Source organism: Staphylococcus sp. 8AQ (genome assembly GCF_902506595.1).
In the GTDB taxonomy this organism is placed as follows: Bacteria; Bacillota; Bacilli; order Staphylococcales; family Staphylococcaceae; genus Staphylococcus; species Staphylococcus pasteuri.
Window position 1 is genome coordinate 2,174,396 of the sequence record NZ_LR733871.1, and the last position, 22,121, is coordinate 2,196,516.

Here is a 22,121-nt window from a genome sequence, read left to right on the forward strand (position 1 = left end):
TATTATTATTAGGAGTGGTTATTTGAATTCATTAAAGTTGTTTCATATTTACCACTCTTTTTTATTAAAAAAGTGGTACTTATTTGTGTATTTACTATTAATCATAATTGCACTTATTGTCACTTTAACTACTATTCAACATATCAATAAAAATGAATCTAAGTTTACTATTGGCATTGTAGATAAAGATCAATCCAAAGAAACACAACTTATTTTAGGATCTGTTGGTAAAGGTAGCAATTTAGGAAAGAATGTATCATTGAAAAAATATAATGAAAATGAAGCACATCAATTATTAAAACAACAAAAATTACAAGGTTATTTTGTCTTTGATAAGGGTATGACAAAAGCTTTTTATAAAAATGGTAGGCTTCCTATTTCAGTTTATACATATGACAAACAATCCACTAAAAGTGTAGTGATAAATCAACTCACCCATTCAGTATATGACCGTCTAATGCTATCTATGGGAGGAATACTAAGTTTTTCACATCTTGCTGACAAACCATCAGACCAAGATACATTAATGACTATGACAGACATGTTGTTTACCGGACTTAATCGTACTGGTTCCTTTGATTATGAATCTATCCATATTTATGACACTGGAAGTTATTATGTTGTTACTGGCTATCTACTTTCCATATTTGTTCTTTGTTTATCACTTTTCACCGTTTTGAAAATGAATCAAGAATCAGCACTTAAAGAACGTTTACAAATGTTTCATTTTTCTTTTGAAAAGTTAACACTTGTACGTGGATTCATCTCTTGGTTTTATACCTTGTTGTGGTCAGCAATAGGTTTTGTTTGGATTCAATCTGCTTTGCATAGTGCTTTCAGAACATATAATTGGCCTACGGTAGCCATCCAATTAGTATATTTGGTCACGATTTTGGTCTTATGTCTCATCATTATTGATTTAGTATCAAAATCTTGGTTGAATTTACTCCTAAAAGTTAGTCTAAGCATACTCATTATTGGATTTTCAGGGATTACTATTCCTACTATTTTCTTCCAACATATATTGAATGATGTTTTAATTAGCCAACCGTTTAGTTTAGTAACGAATCAAATGCTAGAAATTACTTTAAACAACTATATTTTAGATTCACATCCAGCGTTCTATTTTAGTTTAATTGTATTAATTTTAGCATTGCTAATCATACTTGCTTGGAGGTATCGTCGATGAAACCGTATATCCAACTCGTTATTAAAAAGCAATGGTTCGCTTATTTTATATTTATTTTGACGATTATGCTGGCATTAGGTGCATTATGGATCGCTCACAAATCTGCAAGTCAAACGTTTAAAATTCCAATTGCAGTCCAAGATATGAGTCACAGTAAAGCATCTAAACAACTGATTCATCAAATGGATTCAAGTCCATACGTAGAAATTCAATATTTATCTAAAGACGATTTTTATATTGATGACTTGGTTAAGAAAAAAGAAGTTATGGTAAGTCTGCAAATCCCCAAAGATTTCAATAGTAAACTAAAAAACAATAATTTAAAATCCTCAATCCCTTTGTATGGACGAGATGATTTTATTGGTAGTATAGCTGTCGAAATTGTGAGTCGTTCTTTATATGAACAACAGATACCATATATCATTCAAGAACACTTAGACGATATGAATCAAACAAAATCTCACTCAGATATCCAAAATCAATATTATAAAGATACACCTAAATCACAATTAACAACGCATTCTATAACTCAAAACGCAAATCAATCTATCTCCATTGGTGTTGTATTTGCATGTGTCATCATGGTTAGTGCCATTCAAATTTTATTACATCAGCGTCTCAAACAAAACGCACCATTACAGCGACTTTTCCTAACTAATCATAGTCAACTTAAACTTTATAGTACGTATGTCGTTACACATGTTTTTATTTTAATAATTATACTCATTGGCATTAGCTTAGTTATTCATCAACCATTAAGCATATTCTTTTATTTAAAATCATTAATCATATTAGTTATTTACGAATTAGGCATTGCTTTATTACTATTTAAAATTAATGTACTGAGTCATCGTATATTTATGGCTATTGTCTATGCCATTGTTATGAGTGTCATTTATCTATGGATTCAATTGTAAAGGAGTGTGAACTAGATGATAAACATTAATGACGTAAGTAAAAGTTATAGAAATAAACATATTTTCGATAAACTCAATATGCAAATTCAAGATAATCAAATTACTATTTTATTAGGAGAAAATGGTGCTGGGAAATCAACTTTATTACGTTTAATTGCTGGTATTGAAAAGGTAGATTCTGGTTCCATACAATATTTTAACCAAACACTAACTAAACGTCATATTAGAGATATGGTCGGTTATGTTCCACAAGATATCGCACTTTTTGAACATATGACAGTTAATGAAAATATTAACTTTTTCAAGTCACTGTGTAATAATCCTGTATCAGAAGAGACAATACAAGATTATTTATCACAGTTAAATTTTAAAGAAACTAAAGTTAAAGTTTCCAATTTATCAGGTGGTAATAAACGTAAAATTAATATTTTAATTGGATTGCTCAGTAATCCTCATATTTTAATACTTGATGAACCAACCGTTGGAATTGATCTTGAGTCAAGATATGATATACACCGCCTATTAGAGCAATTAAAATCACATTGTTTAATTATCATGACTACACATCATTTAGACGAAGTAGAAGTTTTAGCAGATGAAATTAAACTTATTGGACAAAACCCGTTTTATCAAGAAATGCTTGAAGATAAACATTGGCACTATGAAAAATATAATAATGCATTAACTTAAAACATAGTTAAAGGAGAACTTATTATGAAAAAATTAATTAGTGTATTTATTTTAGCCTTAGTATTATGTTTAGCAGGTTGTAGCAATAGTAATAATGATAAAGATTCACATAAAAATGAGGAGAAAAAATCAGAATCTAAAGCTAAAAGTAAAAGTGAACGTTTTAAAGAATACGATGACAATAGTGAAGCGTATGAAGAAGCTACGAAAAAATATAGTAAACAAAAACCAATCTCTATGCTTAATAAACTAGATCCAATTATGACAGATAAAACTTTCACTAATAAAAAAGGAATGCAAGGTTGGAAAGATTATAAGAAATTAATGGATAAAGTAAAGCTTGCTGATTATAAATATACTAAAGAATCTAAGGGTTCTTCATTAAGTGATGTTGATGCATTTTTCAAAGATAAAAAAGATGTAAAACGTCAAAAAATGGATGCTGGCGAAGATGGTATTAAGCAAGTTAATTATTGGTATGTCACTGGATCTGGCAAAAAAGTTGGCAACACAAATTACCCGGAATATTATACTGAAATCATGACTAAATATAAAGAAGGTAAACTTGTTTATGCTTCTGTTGAACCAGGTCTATACCATGTAAGTTTCAGCGATGCTGTAGAAAATAAAGATTTCACTAAAGTTAAAAATCTAAAGCAATTATTAAAACTTAACCAATCAAAACCTATACCATATAGTGTAGCTGAAATGAAATATGAAGCACTTCCAGTTACTAATGTGTCAGTTTTAGTTAAAGGTGAAAGGGACAAAGACGAAAAATCCGCTTCTAACTATTTAGCTTATTTTAATTTCTCACCTGTTAAATATGATAAAGATAAAAATCATGAAGTAGTGAGTGTTAATGGCGCTCCGTTTGAAAGTGCACAAGCAGACTTTGGTAACTATGCTTATGTTGCTATGAAAGAGGCACTCAAAGAAGCATTATAAAAATAAAAATATCCTCAACTTGTTTTAACATAATCCCTTGTAACTAGTATGATTCACTAGTTTTGAGAGACTTGTTTTCGAGTTGAGGATTTTCTTTAATCATTAGAAATGTTTTCAAATTATGCTAACTTCGTTAAATCAATCACTTCATCGCATTGGGAAGCGATATTCATATCATGTGTTGCCATTATCAATATATTATTTTTATCTACCAAATTGAATAATAATTGTATAATCAATTTTCCAGTTTCAGGGTCTAAAGCACCTGTTGGTTCATCAGCTAATATAATCGCTGGCTCCTTCAACATCAATCTTATTAAAGCTACGCGTTGTTGTTCGCCACCACTCAAAGTATGAACCTTTCTCTTTTTATTTTCAGTCAGTCCAAATTGACTTAAATACTTCGACTTTAATGCTTCTTTTTCTTTTTTGGACAACTTTTTATAAGCGAGTCCTATGTCTAAATTTTCATCAATAGATAAGTTCTCTACTAAACCATAATTTTGAAATAAATAACCCAGTTGTTCTCTGTAAAATTTAGCATTAAACTTTTGTATTTGGCCATTAAATAATATTTGTTCTTTACCAACTTTTTCAATGCCAGCAATGATGTTTAACAATGTTGATTTACCACATCCACTTGTTCCAATTAAGGCATATGATTTTCCATATTCGAATGTTAGGTTAACATCATCAAATATACGATAGTTATCTTTGTGAATTGATAGATGGTTCAATTGTATTGTCATTGAGATTTAACCTCTTTTGGAACATTCGCTTCTTTAACATATGTGATTTTTCTTACGTATTGTCCTTTATGCGTGACTTTCACATATTCTTTATCAGGATCAAATCCATTAAATGTAAGTTTATAATCCAATTTTTTGCCATCTTTGTTGAATACGGAAATATTTTCATAGTACTGCGTATCTTTCGGTACTTTAGCATAGTCATCTTCCATTTTGAGTAATGGATTAACACGGTCAATGACAGGATGATGTACAAAAGTGAACACAATGAGAGTAGTTGCAATAAGTAAGATAAGTAATGTAATGATGTATTTCATAGTTATAACTCCTTGATGACTTGGTGTGATTTCTGTTCAAAATGACGTAAGGTAAATAGTTGTAATAATAATTGTAAGACAATCATGAAAGAGAAAATCGACAATAATTGAGATGAAGCAAAGTAGTAATATGTAACTAGACCGACAAAGATAAGAAATAAGTTGCTCATCATTAAATACTTATAATTTGAACGTAACGCCGTGTATCCATGAATTTTCTTAATTAAAATGAGCTTTTTATTTTGGTCAAAATAATATTTCACATCAAATAAAATAATAATCACGGTAACAATCGCTATAATGATTTCAGAGACAATATAAATTACTAATTTGATATTGTTATCATGGTATTCTTGCATAATGCTGTCTTTGTAGTTAGTAATGCCACTGACATCATTTTCCAGATTATATTTTTCAATATTTTTAACTAAAGCATCGTAGTCTTTAAATAAATAACCACCTTGACTGAGCATGGCATAGTAAAAATCATTCCATAAATCTGTAGACTGCACATTGACGATAATTGGTGAATGTACGAGACTCAAGTCACCTATCGAACGGTTATTAAAGGAGAAGATGTGATAATCATCTTTATTAGTTAAATTAATATTGAGTTTTCCATCTTTGTTATGCTTATCTTTCAAAGTATTAAACCATTCTTGGTATTCTTTATTAACTTGTTTAAATTTGTCCTTATATTTATTAGGCAGTATAACTTCTAGAACATCTTTATTATTATTCATAGTCAAACCAGTTGGATAATATTTATTGTATAAATCCCAAAATTGCTGATTCACAAACATCACATTACCCTCATATGGAGAGTAATCATTCTTAGCACTTTGATGATTATTTTCCTTAATTAGAATAACGTTATTTTGATTTTCACTATCCATAATAAGTTGACGTGAGTGGACCATTCTCTTATTTTGAGTACTTTCATTTCCATTTGAAGGCGTAAATTCTACTGTGTAATAATCATCTAATAACTTCCAGTATTTCTCCGATGCCTTTATTTTATTCAACTCTGTAATCACAGCCATATTTTGAATAATTACTATAGCCATTAGCGCCAATAAAAAACCTTTAGCACTAGTATTGATTAGTCGAATCGTTTTAAAATGCTGCTTTCCTTTAATCATATGAGCTATATTCAAATTTAATAACATGAGGTAAGTCCATAAATTAATAAAACTGATGATGATAATAAAAATACTAGATAGTAGACTTAGCCTTATCATGTATAACTTTAAATTTCCATTATAGCCTAATAACCATAGCGTAATGGCACTTATTCCTATTTGAATAATATATAAGCTGAACCAATAAGCACATTTCATATGAAATTGTTCAAAAATGATTTTCGGGAGTGTGTAACCATGTAATGTTTTTACTGCGTAGGCTTTGAAATGAATATTCTTTTCATAAATATAATAAAGTAAATAAATGATTACTAATGCGATTAATGGAATGACTAGATTCATTTCAGCAATAATACCCATCGCAATCATCACTCTATTGAGTTGATACGTTTTGATATTGACACCCTTAGCCTTCAAAGTGTCTTTTAATTCTTTAGCATTAAACTGATGATCAGTAATTAAGTAGTTTCCTTTTACCTCTCTTTTAATAAGTTCTTTTTTATTGATATAGTTATATTTTTGGTTGGTATTAAAGGAATTAAGCGAAGTTTGTTGAGTTGGATTAAAGACATATATATCTTTATTTATCTTCTTATTTTGATAATTAGGAATCACTTTATATATTGCAATATGTTCTTTTTTAGCAAATTTTGTGATTGTATCAAAAATCTCTTTTTTATTATATTGATGATCCCAGTCAGTGACTTCAACTATATATTTACTACTAGGTAACAATTGTTCATTTTCTTTATATGTATATAAAAATAAAAGTGTTGATATCAATAGCAATACCGTGATGTCTAATATTATCTTAAACCATTTCATGTTGTACCTCTTATGCTGTATTAATGTCTATTTTCATTAATGATTTGCCTCCTTTTTATTTTACTGAATATTCTGATAATAATAAACATTATTTTACGACAAAAAATGGCCTACCCATAAGTAAGCCACTCGTTTTTTTCAAGTTATATAAAAATCAATACCCTATCATTAAAGCGATGGACATGGCAACTGCACAGATAACGACCCATATAATTATTAATTTCCATGCAAATTTTAGCCATTGTGTATATGTAATACGCGCTACTGCTAACGCACCCATTAATGTTGCAGATGTTGGGAATAGAATATTACTAATTGCATCACCATATTGGAATGCGAGTACTGTTATTTGACGATTAATGTGTAATAAATCAGAAATCGGAATCATTAATGGCATTGTTGTTAGCGCTTGACCTGATCCAGACGGTATAAAGAAATTAAGTATAAATTGTAAGACGAACATGACCATGATAACTAATGAAGCTGGAACATCAGCTAATAGTGTTGTCATACCATGTACAATACTATCAATGATTTTCCCATTCTCTAATAGTACAACAATCCCTTTGGCGATTCCGACGACTAGAGCACCATATAAAATATCTTGCATTCCTTTTACTAGTGCATCAAATGTGCCATTAAATCCAAGTCCAGCAACTAAACCGGCTACGATACCTGCAAGTAAAAAGTTGGCACTCATTTGTGTGAATGTCCAATCATACTTGAAAATACCGAATACATTAAATAAAATGCTTCCTAAAATTAGCGCTAAACTGAATGCTTGTCTCTTACTAAAATGCTGGTATTCAATTTCTTTATTAAGTTGTCCTTCTTCCTTTTCTAATTCATAAACAATACTTTTAGTCTTATTCTTTTTAACTTTATGACCATACAACATCACTGTTGCAATTGCTGCAAATAATATAAATATGTATATTATTGTTCGTAAACCCCAACCTGAAAACAACGGCAATTCGGCCACTTTCTGCGCAACCCCAACGGTAAATGGATTTAACATACCTCCCATAAACCCGCTTCCAGCACCTAAAATAACGACAGCTGCTCCAGTCAAGGCATCATAACCTAAGGTACGTGCGATTAAGACGCCAATCGGTACAAAGATGATTGTTTCTTCTGACAAACCAATAGAAAATCCTAAAATAGAAAAAGCCGTCATTGTTAACGGAATCATTAAGAAGTTAGCCTTCCCTAGTGTACGCATGGCTTTATTCACACCATTTTCAAAAGCACCTGTTTGATGCACAATACCGAACGCACCACCAACTAAAAACACGTAAAATACTATCTCTCCACCACTGACGAGACCCTCTGGTACAGCTCTAAAAATATCTAAGAAAGACAGATGTTGATTAGCTACTCCGTGGAATGAACCCGAAACTACAACTGTTTGACTCCCTTTCTTTTCTCGCGCATATTCTCCTGCTGGAATAATATAAGTCATAATCCATGCAAAAATAATTACCATCAGTAATAAAGCGTACGTATGTGGTGTCTTAAATTTAAATTTCTTCCTTTGTTTTTCTTTTGTCATATGATTTAACCCCTTTTTAAATCACGTCATTTAAAATCAATTTATTTTGAAGTTTTATTTTTATACAGATACCCTATTTTCAGAAAATTAACAATAATTTTATTAAAAAAGGATTTAGTAACTACTGCTAGCTACTAAATCCCTCTTTTAAATACAAATTGCTTATTTTATGATCTATACTTCTACATTTCGTTTTGGTACTAAAATAAATGCGGCGATAAATGCGACTAATACCATACAAGCACCTACGATAAATGCGATTGTTGCTGCAAAATGGGTATCGTTATAAATACTAATTGTTGAATAAACAGTTGTCACTACTGCGATACCAAATGCTGCACCTAATGTTGATGTCATTTTAATAATACCTGATGCTGTACCTACTTTTTCTTCTGGAACATTTGATACTGCTGTTGATAAGGCTGGTGTTGCAAAGAAGCCTAAGCCTAACCCTATGCAAATAAACCCAATCACTGAAACGATATAATAAATTATACTTGGTAAGGCTGTAATGGATAGTAAAATAATTCCTACAGCAATAGTGATTGGTCCAAACATTAATGGTATTTGAGGTCCATTTTTTTGCATGAAACGTTCACCAACGCGAACCATGATTAAACTACACACCATATATGGAATAGTAATTAACCCTGCTTGTGCTCCTGATAATCCCATGGCATCTTGCATATAAATATTGAATAATGCAAGCACTCCAATTTCAGTATTAACCATTAAATTAGCAATCGTTGTACCTATATAAATTTTGTTTGAAAATAACGTAAAATCAATAAATGGTTCTCTTTGTTTACGTTCATAAATGTAAAATGCAAACAATGTGATAATAAATACTACGATTAATCCTATAATCACAGGATTAAGCCAACCTAATTTTGTACCTTGTGTGATAACTATATTAATACTTAACATCATTATTACGAAGATGAAAATACCCATAATATCAAATTTCTTATTATGTGCGGATTCATCTTTAGACTCTGGCGTACCTCTTAATAATATCATTGCGATAAATGCAAAAATAATTGATAGGATAAAAATCCAACGCCATCCTACATATGTTGCGACTACACCAGCGAATAGAGAAGCTAATCCAGTTCCACCATAGGATCCAAATGACCAAAAGCTTAATGCTTTTTGACGTTCTTCACCTGAGAAGAATGAGTTAATAATCGCAATCGTCGCAGGTAATAAACAAGCGGCTGAAAGACCTTGTAATACACGTCCTGTAAGTAAGAAGAACGGCATATTAGTTATAATAACGGAAATAGATCCTAATATACTTAATACTAGTCCCGCTCTAGTCACTTTTACTCTTCCTATTTTATCTGAGAGTCCACCTGCAACAACTATGAACACACCAGTTAATAGTGAGGTAAGACTTACTGCAATATTGATAATACTCATATCAACGTGATAATCATTTTGCACATGAGGCGCTATATTTAAGAGAGATTGAGCAAACAACCAATATGTCAAAATCCCTAATATAATAGCTAGTATTAATTGATTTCCTTTTTTGTAATTTCCAGACATAGCTAGTCACTCCTATTCATTAGTAACTTGATGCGTAGCTGCACTTTTACCAGCAATTCTTCCATAAGTAAAGATATCAGCAAGTGCATTACCACCTAATCGGTTACCTGCATGAATACCTCCTGCTACCTCACCAGATGCATATAATCCTTCAATAATATGACCTTCAACATCAATAACTTGTGCTTGAGAATTAATTCGTAAGCCTCCCATAGTATGATGTACTGCTGGTTTACGAGGTGTTGCATAGAATGGTGCTTTTTCAATTTTTAAATCAAATGCACTTTTATTGAAATCATCATCATGACCTTGATCAACAAATTTGTTATAACGTTCGATAGTATTAATTAATTGTTGTGGTTCGATGTTTAGTTTTTCTGCTAATTCTTCTAATGTGTCACCTTTTACTAATGTACCGTCTTCAAGCTCATGATTAATTTTGTCTTCAGAAGTATTCATCGCTAATGATTTAATATTTTCATCAGCAATAATGTAGAACATACCATCTTTTTGTTCTAATGCCGCTTTAGATAACACGTCTCTACTTTCAAATTCATTTACGAAACGTTGTCCTTCTTTATTAACAAATACGAAGTTAGATGGTGTCACAATTAAACCTGTGAATAGTGCGCCTGTTTTAGGGTCAGATATTGGCATCATTTGAGAGAATCCCATACCAACAAGTTCTGCACCTGCTTGGACACCTAAACGTATACCATCACCAGTAATTGCAGGTGAGTTTGTTGTTTTAATATCATCTGGAATACTATCCCAATACGTATTATATTGTTGTAACATTTTAGTATTAGCACCAAATCCACCTGTAGCAAGTACTACACCATGTTTTGTATGAATTTTAACTTTAGCTCCATTTGCTTTACGAGCTTCAATACCTACAATTTTATTGCTTTCTTTGATTAATTTTTCGGCTGTTGTTTCAGTGAATATACGACCGTGATGTGTTTTAACATAGTCACCAAGATTTTCGATAAATTCTAAACCTTGTGCTTTCATTGGTTTATGACCACGACGCCATAATGCACCAACTGGCATATCTACGAATGAACGATCGAAATGTACGCCTTTTTCTGTTAGCCATTTAACAGAATCTAATACATTATCTGTGAGTGTTTTAACTAGTTCATAGTCACCTGTAATTTCTACATTATTTTTATCTTTACGTTTACCACCTAAATATGTTTGAATTCGGTGTAATTCAATTGAATCGAATAAGTTATTGCCTTTTTCACTATCGTCATCTAAATAGGCTTTAATTTGAGATTTTACTGTGCGGAAATCTTCTTTATAATCATCATCTATATCATTTTCATCATGTTCTAATAGTTGTTTTAATGTCTCATGTTCACCAGCTAATGCAGGGAAACTACCTTGCCATTCTGGTTCAACTGCATTGACTTGTCCGCCAGTACGTATCGTATTTCCTCCGATAGCGGCAAATTTTTCAAGCATAATCACTTCTTTACCTTCATCTAAAGCAGTAGCTGCAGCACTTAAACCTGCACCACCAGTACCGATTACAACAATATCCGTTGTTTCTTCAATTGTTTCGTTTGACCATTGAACAACTGGTTTAGGACGCGCGCGTAGTACATCAGGATCTTCGCCAGCTTGTTCAATCGCTTCAGCAATACCTTGAATAATACCTTCACTTGTAACAGTTGCCCCAGAAACTACGTCTACATTTAATGTTTGTCCTTCTATGATATCTTGTGGTAAACGTTCAAATACTGGATTAGCAATACCTTCAGATTCTCCACTGTCATCAACTTCAATACTTACAATTTTGTCTTCAGACAGTTCAACTTTCATAGGTAAATTACCATTATGACCTTTAGCAAAAACGTTATAAGTACCTTTATTAAATTTCACTTTTTTATTTTGTAATGCTTTAAGTTTTTCGTATTTTCTATGTTCTTCTTCTTTGTCTAATATCATAAAGTCCATTACTTTCCATAATGGTGATGGAATGTGTAATACTTTTTGGTCATGAATATCAACAAATTGTTCTACTTCTTGGTCGTTAATAATTTTTTCTGTCCAATTTGGTTCAATTAAGTATGCTTTACCAACTGCTAATAAGTCATACCCTAGTTCTAAAGCTTCTTCAGCATCTTGTTTTTGTGAAATGCTTCCGACACCTATTAAAGGAATGCTTGCCAATGTTTCATTTCTAGAATTTAAGTATTTATTAATTAATGGCTCAGAATCATCTTGATTAACGATTGACGTACGTTTATAACTATTTGCTGAAATATGGAAGTAGTCAGGTTTATATTTAGCAAGTGTATTTAAGAGATACATTGTATCTTCAAATCTAATACCTGGTTCTTCTAATTCTTCTGGAGAGAAGCGATAACCTATAATAAAATCTTTAGCGTCTGCTTGAGCTACAACACTTTGAACTTTTTTCAATACTTCGATTGGGAATTTTGTACGTTTTTCTCGACTACCGCCCCATTCATCTTGTCTTCTATTAGAGTGAGGAGAGAAGAATTGTTGAATTAAATACGTATTCGCACCGTGAATTTCTACACCATCGAATCCCGCTTCAATTGCTCTACGAGTTGCTTCGCCAAAGTGATTAATCATTTGTTCTATTTGTGATGTAGTCATTTCACGAGGTGTTGCAGCATCAGGTCGCAATGCAGTAATTGGACTTGCAGAAATGGGTTGTTCGCCTTCATTTAATTTTGGGTTAGCCATACGTCCAGCATGATAAATTTGTAGAATTGCTTTTGATCCTTTGTCTTTAATGGCTTGTGCTAATCTTGCTAGACCTTTAACCTTTTCATCTGTGTCAACACCAATAGCACCAGGGAATCCACGTCCATGATCTTCAACAAAACAACTTTCTACAATAATTGCAGCTGCGTCACCTGAACGGTATTGATAGTAATCTATCATTTCTGAAGTCACACTACCGTCAAAATAGCCAGCTTGAATTGTCATTGGCGCCATTACAATACGGTTTTTCAATTCAGCTCCAGAGTTCAATTTGACAGTATCTAAAATTTCTTTATTCATAAGTCATCCTCCTGATAAATTGTGATTATTTTCACATGTATATTTAAAAATATAATACTCATTTAGAGTATTTAAATTACATATTCTTTTTGCATAGAAATTCTTGAAGTTGAAACAATGTCGCCATCACGTTTAACAATGACACCTTCAATACCATCTATTTGATTAAGTAGTTCAATATTTTGTGATGCTTGCCCAAAACTACAAATCGTAGTCCATATCTCGCAATCCACAGAATGATCAGATACGATGGTTACGCTAGCAATATCATTATTAACTGGGTATCCTGTTTTACTATCTAATATGTGATGATACAATTGATGATCTTTTATAAAATAGCGTTCATATATACCTGAAGTCACAACAGATTGTTGATGAATCTCTAAAACTGCAAGTGGATTACTATTCTTATAAAAAGGATTACGAATACCTACTTTCCAACTTCTTGATGTTGGTGTATTTTCACCAATCGTAATCACGTTACCACCAAAATCAATAATTCCTGAAGTTACACCTTGATTAATGAAAAATGTTTGAAGTTGATCAGCAAAATACCCTTTTACAAGAGCGCCTAAATCAATCTCCATACCTTTCTTAGTTAAATAAACTTCATTTGTTGCTTCATTCAATTCTAGATTTTCAGGATTCGTTAACGTTATCGCATGTTGAATGTCTTGTTCATTCGGCTTTTTAGCATCTTCAAAACCAATTTTCCAAAGTTTAACTAAAGGGCCTATTAAGATATTCATTTTTTGATTAGAAGTTAATGTTGCATGATAACCTAGCTGAATCATTTTAAATATTTCACCACTAGTTACTACTGGCCTTATACCAGCCATTCGGTTAATTTTCATTAAATCTGAGTGCTCGTCATTAGCACTAAATTGTTTTTCCCAAGTATGAATTTTTGACTCGGCTTGAGATAAAATTGAATCTGGTTGATTGTGATTAATTGATAAGCGAATCACCGTCCCCATTGCATTAATTATGACGTTTTTCAATTTATCCCCTCCTGAAATATATTTTGATAGCGTTTACAAAAAGTGCTAAAAAAATATAAAATTTAGAAATATTGTTAACTAATTCTATTTCCAAGTTCATACTACCATAAATACACAAAAATAGTTAAAATATGATAAATGTTCACAATTAAAACACACTTTAAAAATAAACTTAATGATTATTAAATTATTTTTTATATTTTGATAAATAATTAACAATTACTTCAAATTTTATTAAAAATGGACATATCAAATTCTGCTTTGATATGTCCATAATTTGAAGGGTATTTTATGGGGTATAATATAGTTTTTTATAGCGTGATTGGAATTTTTCCTTTGAAATTAACGTATTGATATGCCATTTTGACTGCTTCATCATTTGGTGGTTCAACATTTTCTAATTGATATGGGATACCTAAATTTTTCCACTTGTGTACTCCGAGTTGGTGATAAGGTAAGATTTCAAATTTTTCAACATTATCTAGCGAATTGATAAATTCACCCAATTTAATTAAATCTTCTTTATCATCTGAAATTCCTGGGACTAGAACGTGTCTTATCCATATAGGTTGTTTCATATCTGAAAGCTTACGTGCAAATTTAAGAATATGTGTATTCGGTTTGCCCGTTAGTTTAATATGTTTTTCATTATCGATGTGTTTAATGTCTAAAAGCATGAGATCTGTATATTTTTGTAATTCATCAAAGTGACGATTAAACGCTACTGTATCGTTAACACATCCAGCAGAAGTATCAAGACATGTGTTTATTCCATTAGCTTTTAACTCTTTAAATAATGCTTCTAAAAATGGCATTTGTAGCAATGGTTCGCCACCACTAACTGTAACTCCTCCACCTGAGGCGTCAAAGTATGGCTTATAAGGCAATACTTCATTTACCATTTCATCTACTGTCACTTCTCTTGATGGCTCATTAATTTTCCATGTATCTGGATTATGACAATATAAACATCTTAATAAACAACCTTGTGTGAATAATATATATCTAATTCCTGGTCCGTCTACTGTACCCATACTTTCAACGGAGTGTAAGTGTCCTTTAAGCATTTTGCTCCCACCTTATTTTCTACATTTGTTCGTGGAATGTACGAGAAATAACATCCAATTGTTGTTCACGAGTTAATTTAATAAAGTTAACTGCATAGCCAGATACACGAATTGTTAATTGTGGGTATTCTTCAGGATGATCCATTGCATCTAGTAATGTTTCTCTATTAAATACATTGATATTTAAGTGATGGCCATGTTGCATAGCGTAGCCGTCTAGCATACTTGTTAAGTTTTTGTTTTGTGATTCTTCTTCTTTACCTAGTGATTTTGGAACAATACTAAATGTATTTGAAATTCCATCTTTACAGCAATCATAAGGTATTTTAGCTACAGAACTTAATGATGATAATGCGCCTTTTTGGTCGCGTCCATGCATTGGGTTAGCACCTGGTGCAAATGGTTCTCCAGCTTTACGTCCATCTGGTGTATTACCTGTTTTCTTACCATATACAACGTTTGAAGTAATCGTTAATACACTCATTGTATGTTCTGAATCGCGATATGTTTTATGGCTACGTAATTTTGTCATAAAGCGTTCTACTAAGTCGACTGCAATATCATCTACACGGCTGTCGTTGTTACCATATTTAGGGAAATCTCCTTCGATTTCAAAGTCTGTCACAAGTCCATTTTCATCTCTAATAGGTGTTACTTTTGCATATTTAATTGCTGATAATGAGTCTGCTGCTACAGATAATCCTGCTATACCAGTAGCCATTGTGCGAATGATATTTGTATCATGTAATGCCATTTCGATTCTTTCATAGCTATATTTATCATGCATGTAGTGGATGATATTTAATGAATTAATGTAGACACCTGCTAACCAATCCATCATTTTTTCAAATTTAGCAAAGACTTCATCATAATCAAGTACGTCAGATTTAATACCTTCGTAACTTGGTCCTACTTGTTTTCCAGATTTTTCATCTTTACCACCATTAATTGCATATAATAATGTTTTAGCTAAGTTAGCTCTTGCTCCGAAGAATTGCATTTGTTTACCAATTTTCATAGCAGATACACAACATGCAATACCATAGTCATCGCCATAACTTTCACGCATCAAGTCATCATTTTCGTATTGAATTGAACTTGTTTTAATACTCATTTTTGCACAATAAATTTTGAAGTTTTCAGGTAAACGCACTGACCAAAGTACTGTTAAGTTTGGTTCTGGTGCTGGACCTAAATTGTCTAATGAATGTAAGAAACGGAATGAGTTTTTAGTAACAAGTGGTCTGCCATCGATACCTACACCACCAATAGATTCAGTAACCCATGTTGGATCTCCTGAGAATAATTCATTATAGTCTGGTGTACGAGCAAATTTAACAATACGTAATTTCATAATGAAGTGGTCGATAATTTCTTGTACTTCACTTTCAGTAATGTCACCATTTTTCAAATCACGTTCTGCATAAATATCTAAGAATGTTGATGTACGTCCTAAACTCATTGCTGCACCATTTTGTTCTTTAATTGCAGCTAGATATGCTAGATATAACCATTGCACTGCTTCTTTAAAGTTAGTTGCTGGTCGACTTAAATCGAAACCATACATTTGACCTAATTCTTTTAATTCATTTAAAGCTCTATATTGTTCTGATAATTCTTCACGTAAACGAATTACATCTTCTGACATTTCAGTAGACATTGTATTGAAATCGTGAAGTTTTTCTTCCATTAAGAAATCTACACCGTATAATGCCACACGGCGGTAGTCTCCAATGATACGTCCACGGCCATAAGCGTCTGGTAACCCAGTAATAATTCCTGCTTTACGGCAATCTAACATTTCTCTGGAATATGCATCGAATACACCTTGGTTATGTGTTTTACGATAATCTGTGAAGACTTTTTCAGTTTCTGGATCTAATTCATATCCATATGCTTCACATGCAGCTTTCGCCATACGTATACCACCAAATGGTTGCATTGAGCGTTTGAATGGTTTATCTGTTTGAACACCAACGATTGTTTCTAAGTTTTTGTCTAAATATCCTGCATCATGTGAAGTGATTGTCGATGCAACTTTTGTATCCATATCCCACATGCCACCGCGATCACGTTCTTCTTTAGACAATTGCATCACTTGGTCCCATAATTTTGAAGTAGCTTCTGTTGGACCTTCTAGGAATGCGTCGTCGCCTTCATATAAAGAATAGTTTAATTGAATAAATTCTCTTACGTCTGAATGTCTATTCCAACGTCCATTTTTAAAACCTTGCCAAGCATGAGTATGATTTGTTTCTAACATACCTTTCGCCTCCAATTATTTATTATTAGTTAATTAATTCCAAATTTTGTTATCGCTTTCACAAAGAGTATAGCATGTATTTTGTGATTATTTTCACATAATTTATGGCTAAATTATATATAATATGTGGCTGATTAAAGAAACTGTGAAATAAATTAATACAGTATATCTTTTAAATTATCTGTTATATAACAATTTTATAGTTAATGGTAAAAAGAATAGTTTGTCACTTTAAAAAAAGTGAATTTATTGACTAAATACAATTAAATTTTCAAGCAAATATGTTAGGCTAATTTAGTATGGAATGATGACATCATCTAACCTTCAAGTATTGAGTGATTAATAGTTTAAAGGAGTTAAATGTTACATGAAGAAGTTATATCTTTTTTTATTAATGGGATTATTAATACTGTCAGCATGTTCAAATGGTCATTTAGGTGAAAAAAATCAAAAAAGTGATAATAACCATTCGAAGAAAGATCATAAAAAGATTAAAAAAGACGGAAAGACATATATTGATGGTATTCTAATCGTAAATAAACAAATTAAATTGCCTAAAGATTTCAATCCAGGAGAAAATCCAAAAGCGGTACGTGCTTTAAATAAAATGATGACAGATGCGAAGAAAGATAATATTCAATTATATAAAATAAGTGGTTTTAGAAGTTATCAAACACAAGTACAACTATTTAATAATTATAAAGCTAGAGATGGCGAAAAAGCTGCTAATAAATATAGTTCGAAACCGGGCCACTCTGAACATCAAACTGGATTATCATTTGATGTAGGTGCACAGGGCTCAGATAAAAATTTATATCGTAGCTTTGGTAAAACTAAAGAAGGTAAATGGATTAAAAAACATGCTGCTGATTATGGTTTCATTGTAAGATATGGAAAACATAAAGAGAATGAAACAGGTTATCAATATGAACCATGGCATTTACGTTATTTAGGAAAAGATAAAGCGAAAAAAGTTAAACAATCAGGTGAAAGTTTAGAATCATATTTAGGTTTATATCCTAGGAAATAAATAATAGAAAAAGGCGGAGATTTTGAATTGAATATCAACTCAAAATCTCCGCCTTACTTTATGATAAAAGTGATAACTTTATTATTTTTCTTCGCCTACAACTGTAAAACGTTCATTAATATGTTGTGGGTTTTCAATTTCATCTACAATAGCTATTGCAAAATCAGCGTAGCTAATATAACTTTTTCCATTAGAATTCACTAATAGTTGATCTTTACCAGATTTATATTTACCAGTTCTTGCACCTTCATAATCAAATTCAGCTGAAGGACTTAAAAACGTCCAAGTAATTCCTTCTGCATTTTGTAATTCTTCAAGGTTTTGTCCTTGGCCTATTGCAGTTGGTTTGACTACATCTGGAAATTCTTCAGTGTCAATCAGTTTAGTAGTGTGAGCATCATCAACATATAAGCTTCCTGCACCACCAACAATAATTGCTCTAGTATCTGTACCTTTTAAAATATCAATTAAATGACGACCTGCATTAATATGACCTTCTGAATCGCCTAATGGTGCACCAAATGCATTTACCACTACATCAAATCCTGCAATATCAGAAGTAGTTAAATCATGAATATCTTTTTCAATGACATCTACATTTGAGTTCGAAACTTTTGATGCGTTTCTTACGATAGCCGTTACTTGGTTTCCTCTATCTACTGCTTCTTCTAAAATAAGTTGTCCAACTTTACCTGAAGCCCCAATAATTCCTACTTTCATTATAAACCCCTCCGTATTTCTTGTTATAAAGGTTAATTTAAAAGCAATTAATCTAAATATATAAATGTAATCTTTGCAGTTACTTATGTTTTTGTCAATTTAATAGCTCTTAATACAAATTCTTATCCATAAAGTGGTAGGTTAGTTATCTCAATTTATATATTTATTTATTTATTATTCTTAAAATAAATTTTGATGCCAATAATTGTCAACATACCAAGTAATACAAGGCCTACGACCGCCATAAGTATGTAAAGGAAAATCATGCCCCAATGTGTCGTAGCTTCAACTTTAACGCTAGGGGCGTGATGATCTTTTATAAATTGTCTATCATAATCAACGTATAATCGATTGTCTTTAGAAACTTTCAATTTATATTTTTTCTTATCTTTTGGAACTAAATCATATAAATCTTTTTTAACTTCGTATTCCTTATCATCTATCTTATGTTCCCCTTTTGAAACAACTTTACGGTATTCATACTGTTTAAAAGCATGCTCAGTCAAAGCATTCGCAAGTTTTTGACGTGCATGTTTAGCTTGTTCATCAGGATAAGGCATTACATTAAATATGCCAGTAACAATTCTTAAATGATGTCGTTTAGCTGTTAATTCTAGATTATAGCCATTGTCACTAGTACCTGTTTTCAATCCATCAACATCTTTCATAGCATCTGCTGCATTTGGTAATGATGTATTTGTATTATGTAGCTCTTGATTAGATTGTGTATCTTTAGAAAGCTTTGTAATTTTTAAAACATCCGGATGTTCTTTTAACAAATTTGTACTGAGTATAGCCATATCTCGTGCAGATGTATGAGAAATAGTATCATTTTTATATTTTTTCGGTTCATATGGTTGTAAAACTTTATTATTTGCTCCACTTGGATTAGTAAATTTTGTATTTTTCATACCTAATTCTTTTGCTTTTTTATTCATTCTATCTGTGAATTTTGAAGAATTGCCATCAATATGTTCAGCTAAAACTAACGTAGAAGCATTACTTGATTCTAATGCTGCTTGTTTCAATAATTGATTGATTGTAACAGTTTCACCTTGTTTTAAAGGAAATGTTGTTAAATTAGGTAATTCTGACATTTTTTCATATCTTGATGTAATTTTTACTTTATCGTTCATTTTCACTTTTCCAGATTTAATATCATCGTATATTAAATTCATTGTCATCAATTTGGTTGTTGAAGCTGGATCAACTTGTTTTTTGTCGTGATAATTGTAGAGTATTTGTCCATCCTCAGTAGTTACTATCATACCTTTTGGATTGTATTGCTTATCAATGTTTTGTTTTTCTTGTTTAGCTACGTCTACAGGTGACTGTGATGCTAAAACAGTTGGTGATACAACGATTAAACACATAATTATCATCAGAATACTGGTCAAAACTTTTTTCAATGATGCTCCCCCTATTAATATTTTTATATCATTTAGTTACTATATGTAATTTGCATATACCTATGTTTATAAGTGCCCTACTTAATTTCACTCTAAACTAATTTGGTATTTATGTATATATTATACGGGCATAAGTATTATAACGTAATTGACTTACTCTATTAAAATTTTATTATCAAATTTTGTAAAACATGTATTTCTAAAGTAAGAAAGACTTTATTTTTTTAAAACTTATAGCATTTTATCGTTTTATTACATTTTGTAATCTATTTTTAATTGTTTAGTTACAATAAATATCTGATTTGTTCTTGAATGTAAATAACTAGTATTGTAATATAACTGTTATATCAAGTATATAAAATATACAAAAGGAGTTATACGCTATGAGAATAGGATTATTATTAATTAGACTTATGTTAGGTGTCACTTTTACAATACATGGTTCACAAAAGGTATTTAGTGGATTTAAAGAACCTATGGAAATGATGGCTGGTTTAGGCTTTCCAGCATTTTTTGGCATTTTATTAGGATTGTTTGAATTTATTGGTGGTATCTTTATGATTATAGGTTTACTTTCAAATTACGTTGCTGCTGGTTTTATCGTTATTATGCTAGGCGCATTATTTACGGTACATCTATCACAAGGTTATATGGCTTCAGAACTTGTAATTATACTTCTAGTTATGAGTATTGCTGTAATGATCTCATATAATTGGAAGAAATTATTAGAACTATATTAATTTTTAAATAGAACATTCAGACACACGAAAAGCAACCTAACACATCGTTAGGTTGCTTTTTCAAATACGATTTTCTATTATATACTAATCATCTTGTTGATTATCTAATACTTTACCTGTTTTAGCATCGACTGTAATTTCATGTTTTTCTTTACCTTTTTGTAGGTCGAAATCATAAACTAATTTTCCATCATCTTTAGATAATGACCATTCTTTAACGTCACCGTCAAATTCTTTTTGAGCAGATTCAATGGCATCTTTATAATCTTTTACATCACTATATTTAAACGAATCATTAGAATTATTAGATTCGCCTTTTTCAGTTTCTTTATGAATTACCTTTTTATCTTTATCATTAATAATGACTTCTGATTCTTTGTTATTCTTAGTGTCTTGTTGTTCAACTTTGTATACCCAGTCGCCATTTGATTTTTCATATGAAATATCTTTTAAATCTTGACCTTTATATGTTTGTTGCGCTTTTTTAATCGCATCTTCAGGATTTGTCTTAATATCTTTTACTGCTACAGTAGCATCTTTTGTACCTTCGTCTTTTTTATTTGAAGCTGAATCACTACCTCCATTGCCACATGCACCTAATAAAATGGCTGCCGATGATAATAAAGCTATTGTTTTTGTATGTTTCATTGTTAGTCTCTCCTTTATATTAGATATTTCTTAATCCCCAACTTTCTATACAAAAAAACTTAAATTAAGGAATTGTAAAGATTTTGTAAAGATTTATTGAAGATAAATGTTTACAGTAGTTCACTTATTTTAAAGTATTTATCATTGCTTTTTATTGAATTTTACGTTTCGATTGTACTTAAAAATTTTAGAATATTAGTTCTAAATTAGACCACGAGCACGTTGACGTCAGACAAACCTCAGTATCCCCTCACAGAAATTATTTACACTTATTTTGATTTTTATAAATTTTTAAATGTTTTCAAAAATAATAGCTAC

The 22,121-nt window shown here is 31.2% G+C and carries 18 protein-coding genes; 6 read left to right on the plus strand and 12 right to left on the minus strand.

Going from position 1 to position 22,121, the window contains the following annotated elements; translation table 11 throughout:
* The first annotated feature begins 22 nt into the window (after nt 1-22).
* The 4 genes from GVY01_RS10740 to GVY01_RS10755 are packed head-to-tail and all read left to right on the plus strand — an operon-like array spanning nt 23 to nt 3,744.
* Nucleotides 23-1,189 (plus strand): ABC transporter permease, encoded by a 1,167-nt coding sequence (locus GVY01_RS10740; RefSeq protein WP_029056237.1) that lies wholly within the window; start codon nt 23-25, stop codon nt 1,187-1,189.
* On the plus strand, nt 1,186-2,106 hold the full coding sequence (locus GVY01_RS10745) for an ABC transporter permease (protein ID WP_017637614.1): 921 nt from the start codon (nt 1,186-1,188) through the stop codon (nt 2,104-2,106). The genes GVY01_RS10740 and GVY01_RS10745 overlap by 4 nt, the downstream gene beginning before the upstream one ends.
* A gap of 15 nt (nt 2,107-2,121) precedes the next feature.
* Nucleotides 2,122-2,796 carry an ABC transporter ATP-binding protein gene (locus GVY01_RS10750; RefSeq protein ID WP_017637615.1) on the plus strand — a complete coding sequence of 225 codons (675 nt, stop codon included), beginning with the start codon at nt 2,122-2,124 and terminating at the stop codon, nt 2,794-2,796.
* A 24-nt stretch (nt 2,797-2,820) separates the two neighbouring features.
* Complete coding sequence (locus tag GVY01_RS10755) at nt 2,821-3,744, plus strand: hypothetical protein (protein WP_108017129.1); 924 nt, start codon at nt 2,821-2,823, stop codon at nt 3,742-3,744.
* Between the two features lie 119 nt (nt 3,745-3,863).
* On the opposite strand, the gene GVY01_RS10760 is transcribed toward GVY01_RS10755, so the two are convergent.
* From GVY01_RS10760 to pflB, 9 genes are all read right to left on the minus strand, one after another.
* The gene (locus GVY01_RS10760; RefSeq protein WP_017637617.1) at nt 3,864-4,493 is read right to left on the minus strand and encodes a putative bacteriocin export ABC transporter; all 630 of its coding nucleotides are present in this window, start codon (nt 4,491-4,493) and stop codon (nt 3,864-3,866) included.
* Nucleotides 4,490-4,810 carry a YxeA family protein gene (locus tag GVY01_RS10765; protein ID WP_017637618.1) on the minus strand — a complete coding sequence of 107 codons (321 nt, stop codon included), beginning with the start codon at nt 4,808-4,810 and terminating at the stop codon, nt 4,490-4,492. Before GVY01_RS10765 ends, GVY01_RS10760 begins: the two co-directional genes overlap by 4 nt.
* Before the next feature lie 2 nt (nt 4,811-4,812).
* Nucleotides 4,813-6,777 carry a DUF1430 domain-containing protein gene (locus GVY01_RS10770; RefSeq protein ID WP_159333763.1) on the minus strand — a complete coding sequence of 655 codons (1,965 nt, stop codon included), beginning with the start codon at nt 6,775-6,777 and terminating at the stop codon, nt 4,813-4,815.
* A 154-nt stretch (nt 6,778-6,931) separates the two neighbouring features.
* Nucleotides 6,932-8,329 (minus strand): YfcC family protein, encoded by a 1,398-nt coding sequence (locus GVY01_RS10775; RefSeq protein WP_017637620.1) that lies wholly within the window; start codon nt 8,327-8,329, stop codon nt 6,932-6,934.
* Between the two features lie 174 nt (nt 8,330-8,503).
* Complete coding sequence (locus GVY01_RS10780; RefSeq protein ID WP_017637621.1) at nt 8,504-9,880, minus strand: MFS transporter; 1,377 nt, start codon at nt 9,878-9,880, stop codon at nt 8,504-8,506.
* Between the two features lie 12 nt (nt 9,881-9,892).
* Nucleotides 9,893-12,925 (minus strand): NADH-dependent flavin oxidoreductase, encoded by a 3,033-nt coding sequence (locus tag GVY01_RS10785; RefSeq protein WP_017637622.1) that lies wholly within the window; start codon nt 12,923-12,925, stop codon nt 9,893-9,895.
* 71 nt (nt 12,926-12,996) lie between these two features.
* The gene (locus GVY01_RS10790) at nt 12,997-13,926 is read right to left on the minus strand and encodes an FAD:protein FMN transferase (RefSeq protein ID WP_017637623.1); all 930 of its coding nucleotides are present in this window, start codon (nt 13,924-13,926) and stop codon (nt 12,997-12,999) included.
* 311 nt (nt 13,927-14,237) lie between these two features.
* Nucleotides 14,238-14,993, minus strand: a complete 756-nt coding sequence (gene pflA / locus GVY01_RS10795; protein ID WP_017637624.1) for a pyruvate formate-lyase-activating protein — start codon at nt 14,991-14,993, stop codon at nt 14,238-14,240.
* A 19-nt stretch (nt 14,994-15,012) separates the two neighbouring features.
* The gene (pflB, locus tag GVY01_RS10800) at nt 15,013-17,256 is read right to left on the minus strand and encodes a formate C-acetyltransferase (RefSeq protein ID WP_017637625.1); all 2,244 of its coding nucleotides are present in this window, start codon (nt 17,254-17,256) and stop codon (nt 15,013-15,015) included.
* Nucleotides 17,257-17,623: 367 nt separating this feature from the next.
* Here pflB and GVY01_RS10805 point away from each other — a divergent pair, with 367 nt between their 5' ends.
* The gene (locus GVY01_RS10805; RefSeq protein ID WP_017636344.1) at nt 17,624-18,286 is read left to right on the plus strand and encodes a M15 family metallopeptidase; all 663 of its coding nucleotides are present in this window, start codon (nt 17,624-17,626) and stop codon (nt 18,284-18,286) included.
* An 81-nt stretch (nt 18,287-18,367) separates the two neighbouring features.
* Here the strand turns inward: GVY01_RS10805 and GVY01_RS10810 are convergent, their stop codons facing one another.
* The gene (locus tag GVY01_RS10810) at nt 18,368-19,006 is read right to left on the minus strand and encodes an NAD(P)-dependent oxidoreductase (protein WP_017636345.1); all 639 of its coding nucleotides are present in this window, start codon (nt 19,004-19,006) and stop codon (nt 18,368-18,370) included.
* Between the two features lie 167 nt (nt 19,007-19,173).
* Nucleotides 19,174-20,415, minus strand: coding sequence for a penicillin-binding protein PBP4 (gene pbp4 / locus GVY01_RS10815; protein ID WP_026083428.1), 1,242 nt, complete (start codon nt 20,413-20,415; stop codon nt 19,174-19,176).
* 383 nt (nt 20,416-20,798) lie between these two features.
* Between pbp4 and GVY01_RS10820 the strand changes: the two genes are divergently transcribed.
* Complete coding sequence (locus tag GVY01_RS10820; protein ID WP_017636347.1) at nt 20,799-21,155, plus strand: DoxX family protein; 357 nt, start codon at nt 20,799-20,801, stop codon at nt 21,153-21,155.
* A gap of 84 nt (nt 21,156-21,239) precedes the next feature.
* On the opposite strand, the gene GVY01_RS10825 is transcribed toward GVY01_RS10820, so the two are convergent.
* Nucleotides 21,240-21,803 (minus strand): PepSY domain-containing protein, encoded by a 564-nt coding sequence (locus GVY01_RS10825; protein WP_017636348.1) that lies wholly within the window; start codon nt 21,801-21,803, stop codon nt 21,240-21,242.
* Between the last annotated feature and the right edge of the window lie 318 nt (nt 21,804-22,121).

Bases quoted from the DNA above. Each gene is read 5' to 3' on its own strand.
- GVY01_RS10780 (WP_017637621.1), bottom strand. From the start codon at position 9,880: ATGTCTGGAAATTACAAAAAAGGAAATCAATTAATACTAGCTATTATA.
- GVY01_RS10805 (WP_017636344.1), top strand. From the start codon at position 17,624: ATGAAGAAGTTATATCTTTTTTTATTAATGGGATTATTAATACTGTCA.
- GVY01_RS10745 (WP_017637614.1), top strand. From the start codon at position 1,186: ATGAAACCGTATATCCAACTCGTTATTAAAAAGCAATGGTTCGCTTAT.
- GVY01_RS10770 (WP_159333763.1), bottom strand. From the start codon at position 6,777: ATGAAATGGTTTAAGATAATATTAGACATCACGGTATTGCTATTGATA.
- GVY01_RS10825 (WP_017636348.1), bottom strand. From the start codon at position 21,803: ATGAAACATACAAAAACAATAGCTTTATTATCATCGGCAGCCATTTTA.
- GVY01_RS10820 (WP_017636347.1), top strand. From the start codon at position 20,799: ATGAGAATAGGATTATTATTAATTAGACTTATGTTAGGTGTCACTTTT.
- GVY01_RS10775 (WP_017637620.1), bottom strand. From the start codon at position 8,329: ATGACAAAAGAAAAACAAAGGAAGAAATTTAAATTTAAGACACCACAT.
- GVY01_RS10760 (WP_017637617.1), bottom strand. From the start codon at position 4,493: ATGACAATACAATTGAACCATCTATCAATTCACAAAGATAACTATCGT.
- GVY01_RS10785 (WP_017637622.1), bottom strand. From the start codon at position 12,925: ATGAATAAAGAAATTTTAGATACTGTCAAATTGAACTCTGGAGCTGAA.
- pflA (WP_017637624.1), bottom strand. From the start codon at position 14,993: ATGCTTAAAGGACACTTACACTCCGTTGAAAGTATGGGTACAGTAGAC.
- GVY01_RS10765 (WP_017637618.1), bottom strand. From the start codon at position 4,810: ATGAAATACATCATTACATTACTTATCTTACTTATTGCAACTACTCTC.
- pflB (WP_017637625.1), bottom strand. From the start codon at position 17,256: ATGTTAGAAACAAATCATACTCATGCTTGGCAAGGTTTTAAAAATGGA.
- GVY01_RS10810 (WP_017636345.1), bottom strand. From the start codon at position 19,006: ATGAAAGTAGGAATTATTGGGGCTTCAGGTAAAGTTGGACAACTTATT.
- GVY01_RS10755 (WP_108017129.1), top strand. From the start codon at position 2,821: ATGAAAAAATTAATTAGTGTATTTATTTTAGCCTTAGTATTATGTTTA.
- GVY01_RS10750 (WP_017637615.1), top strand. From the start codon at position 2,122: ATGATAAACATTAATGACGTAAGTAAAAGTTATAGAAATAAACATATT.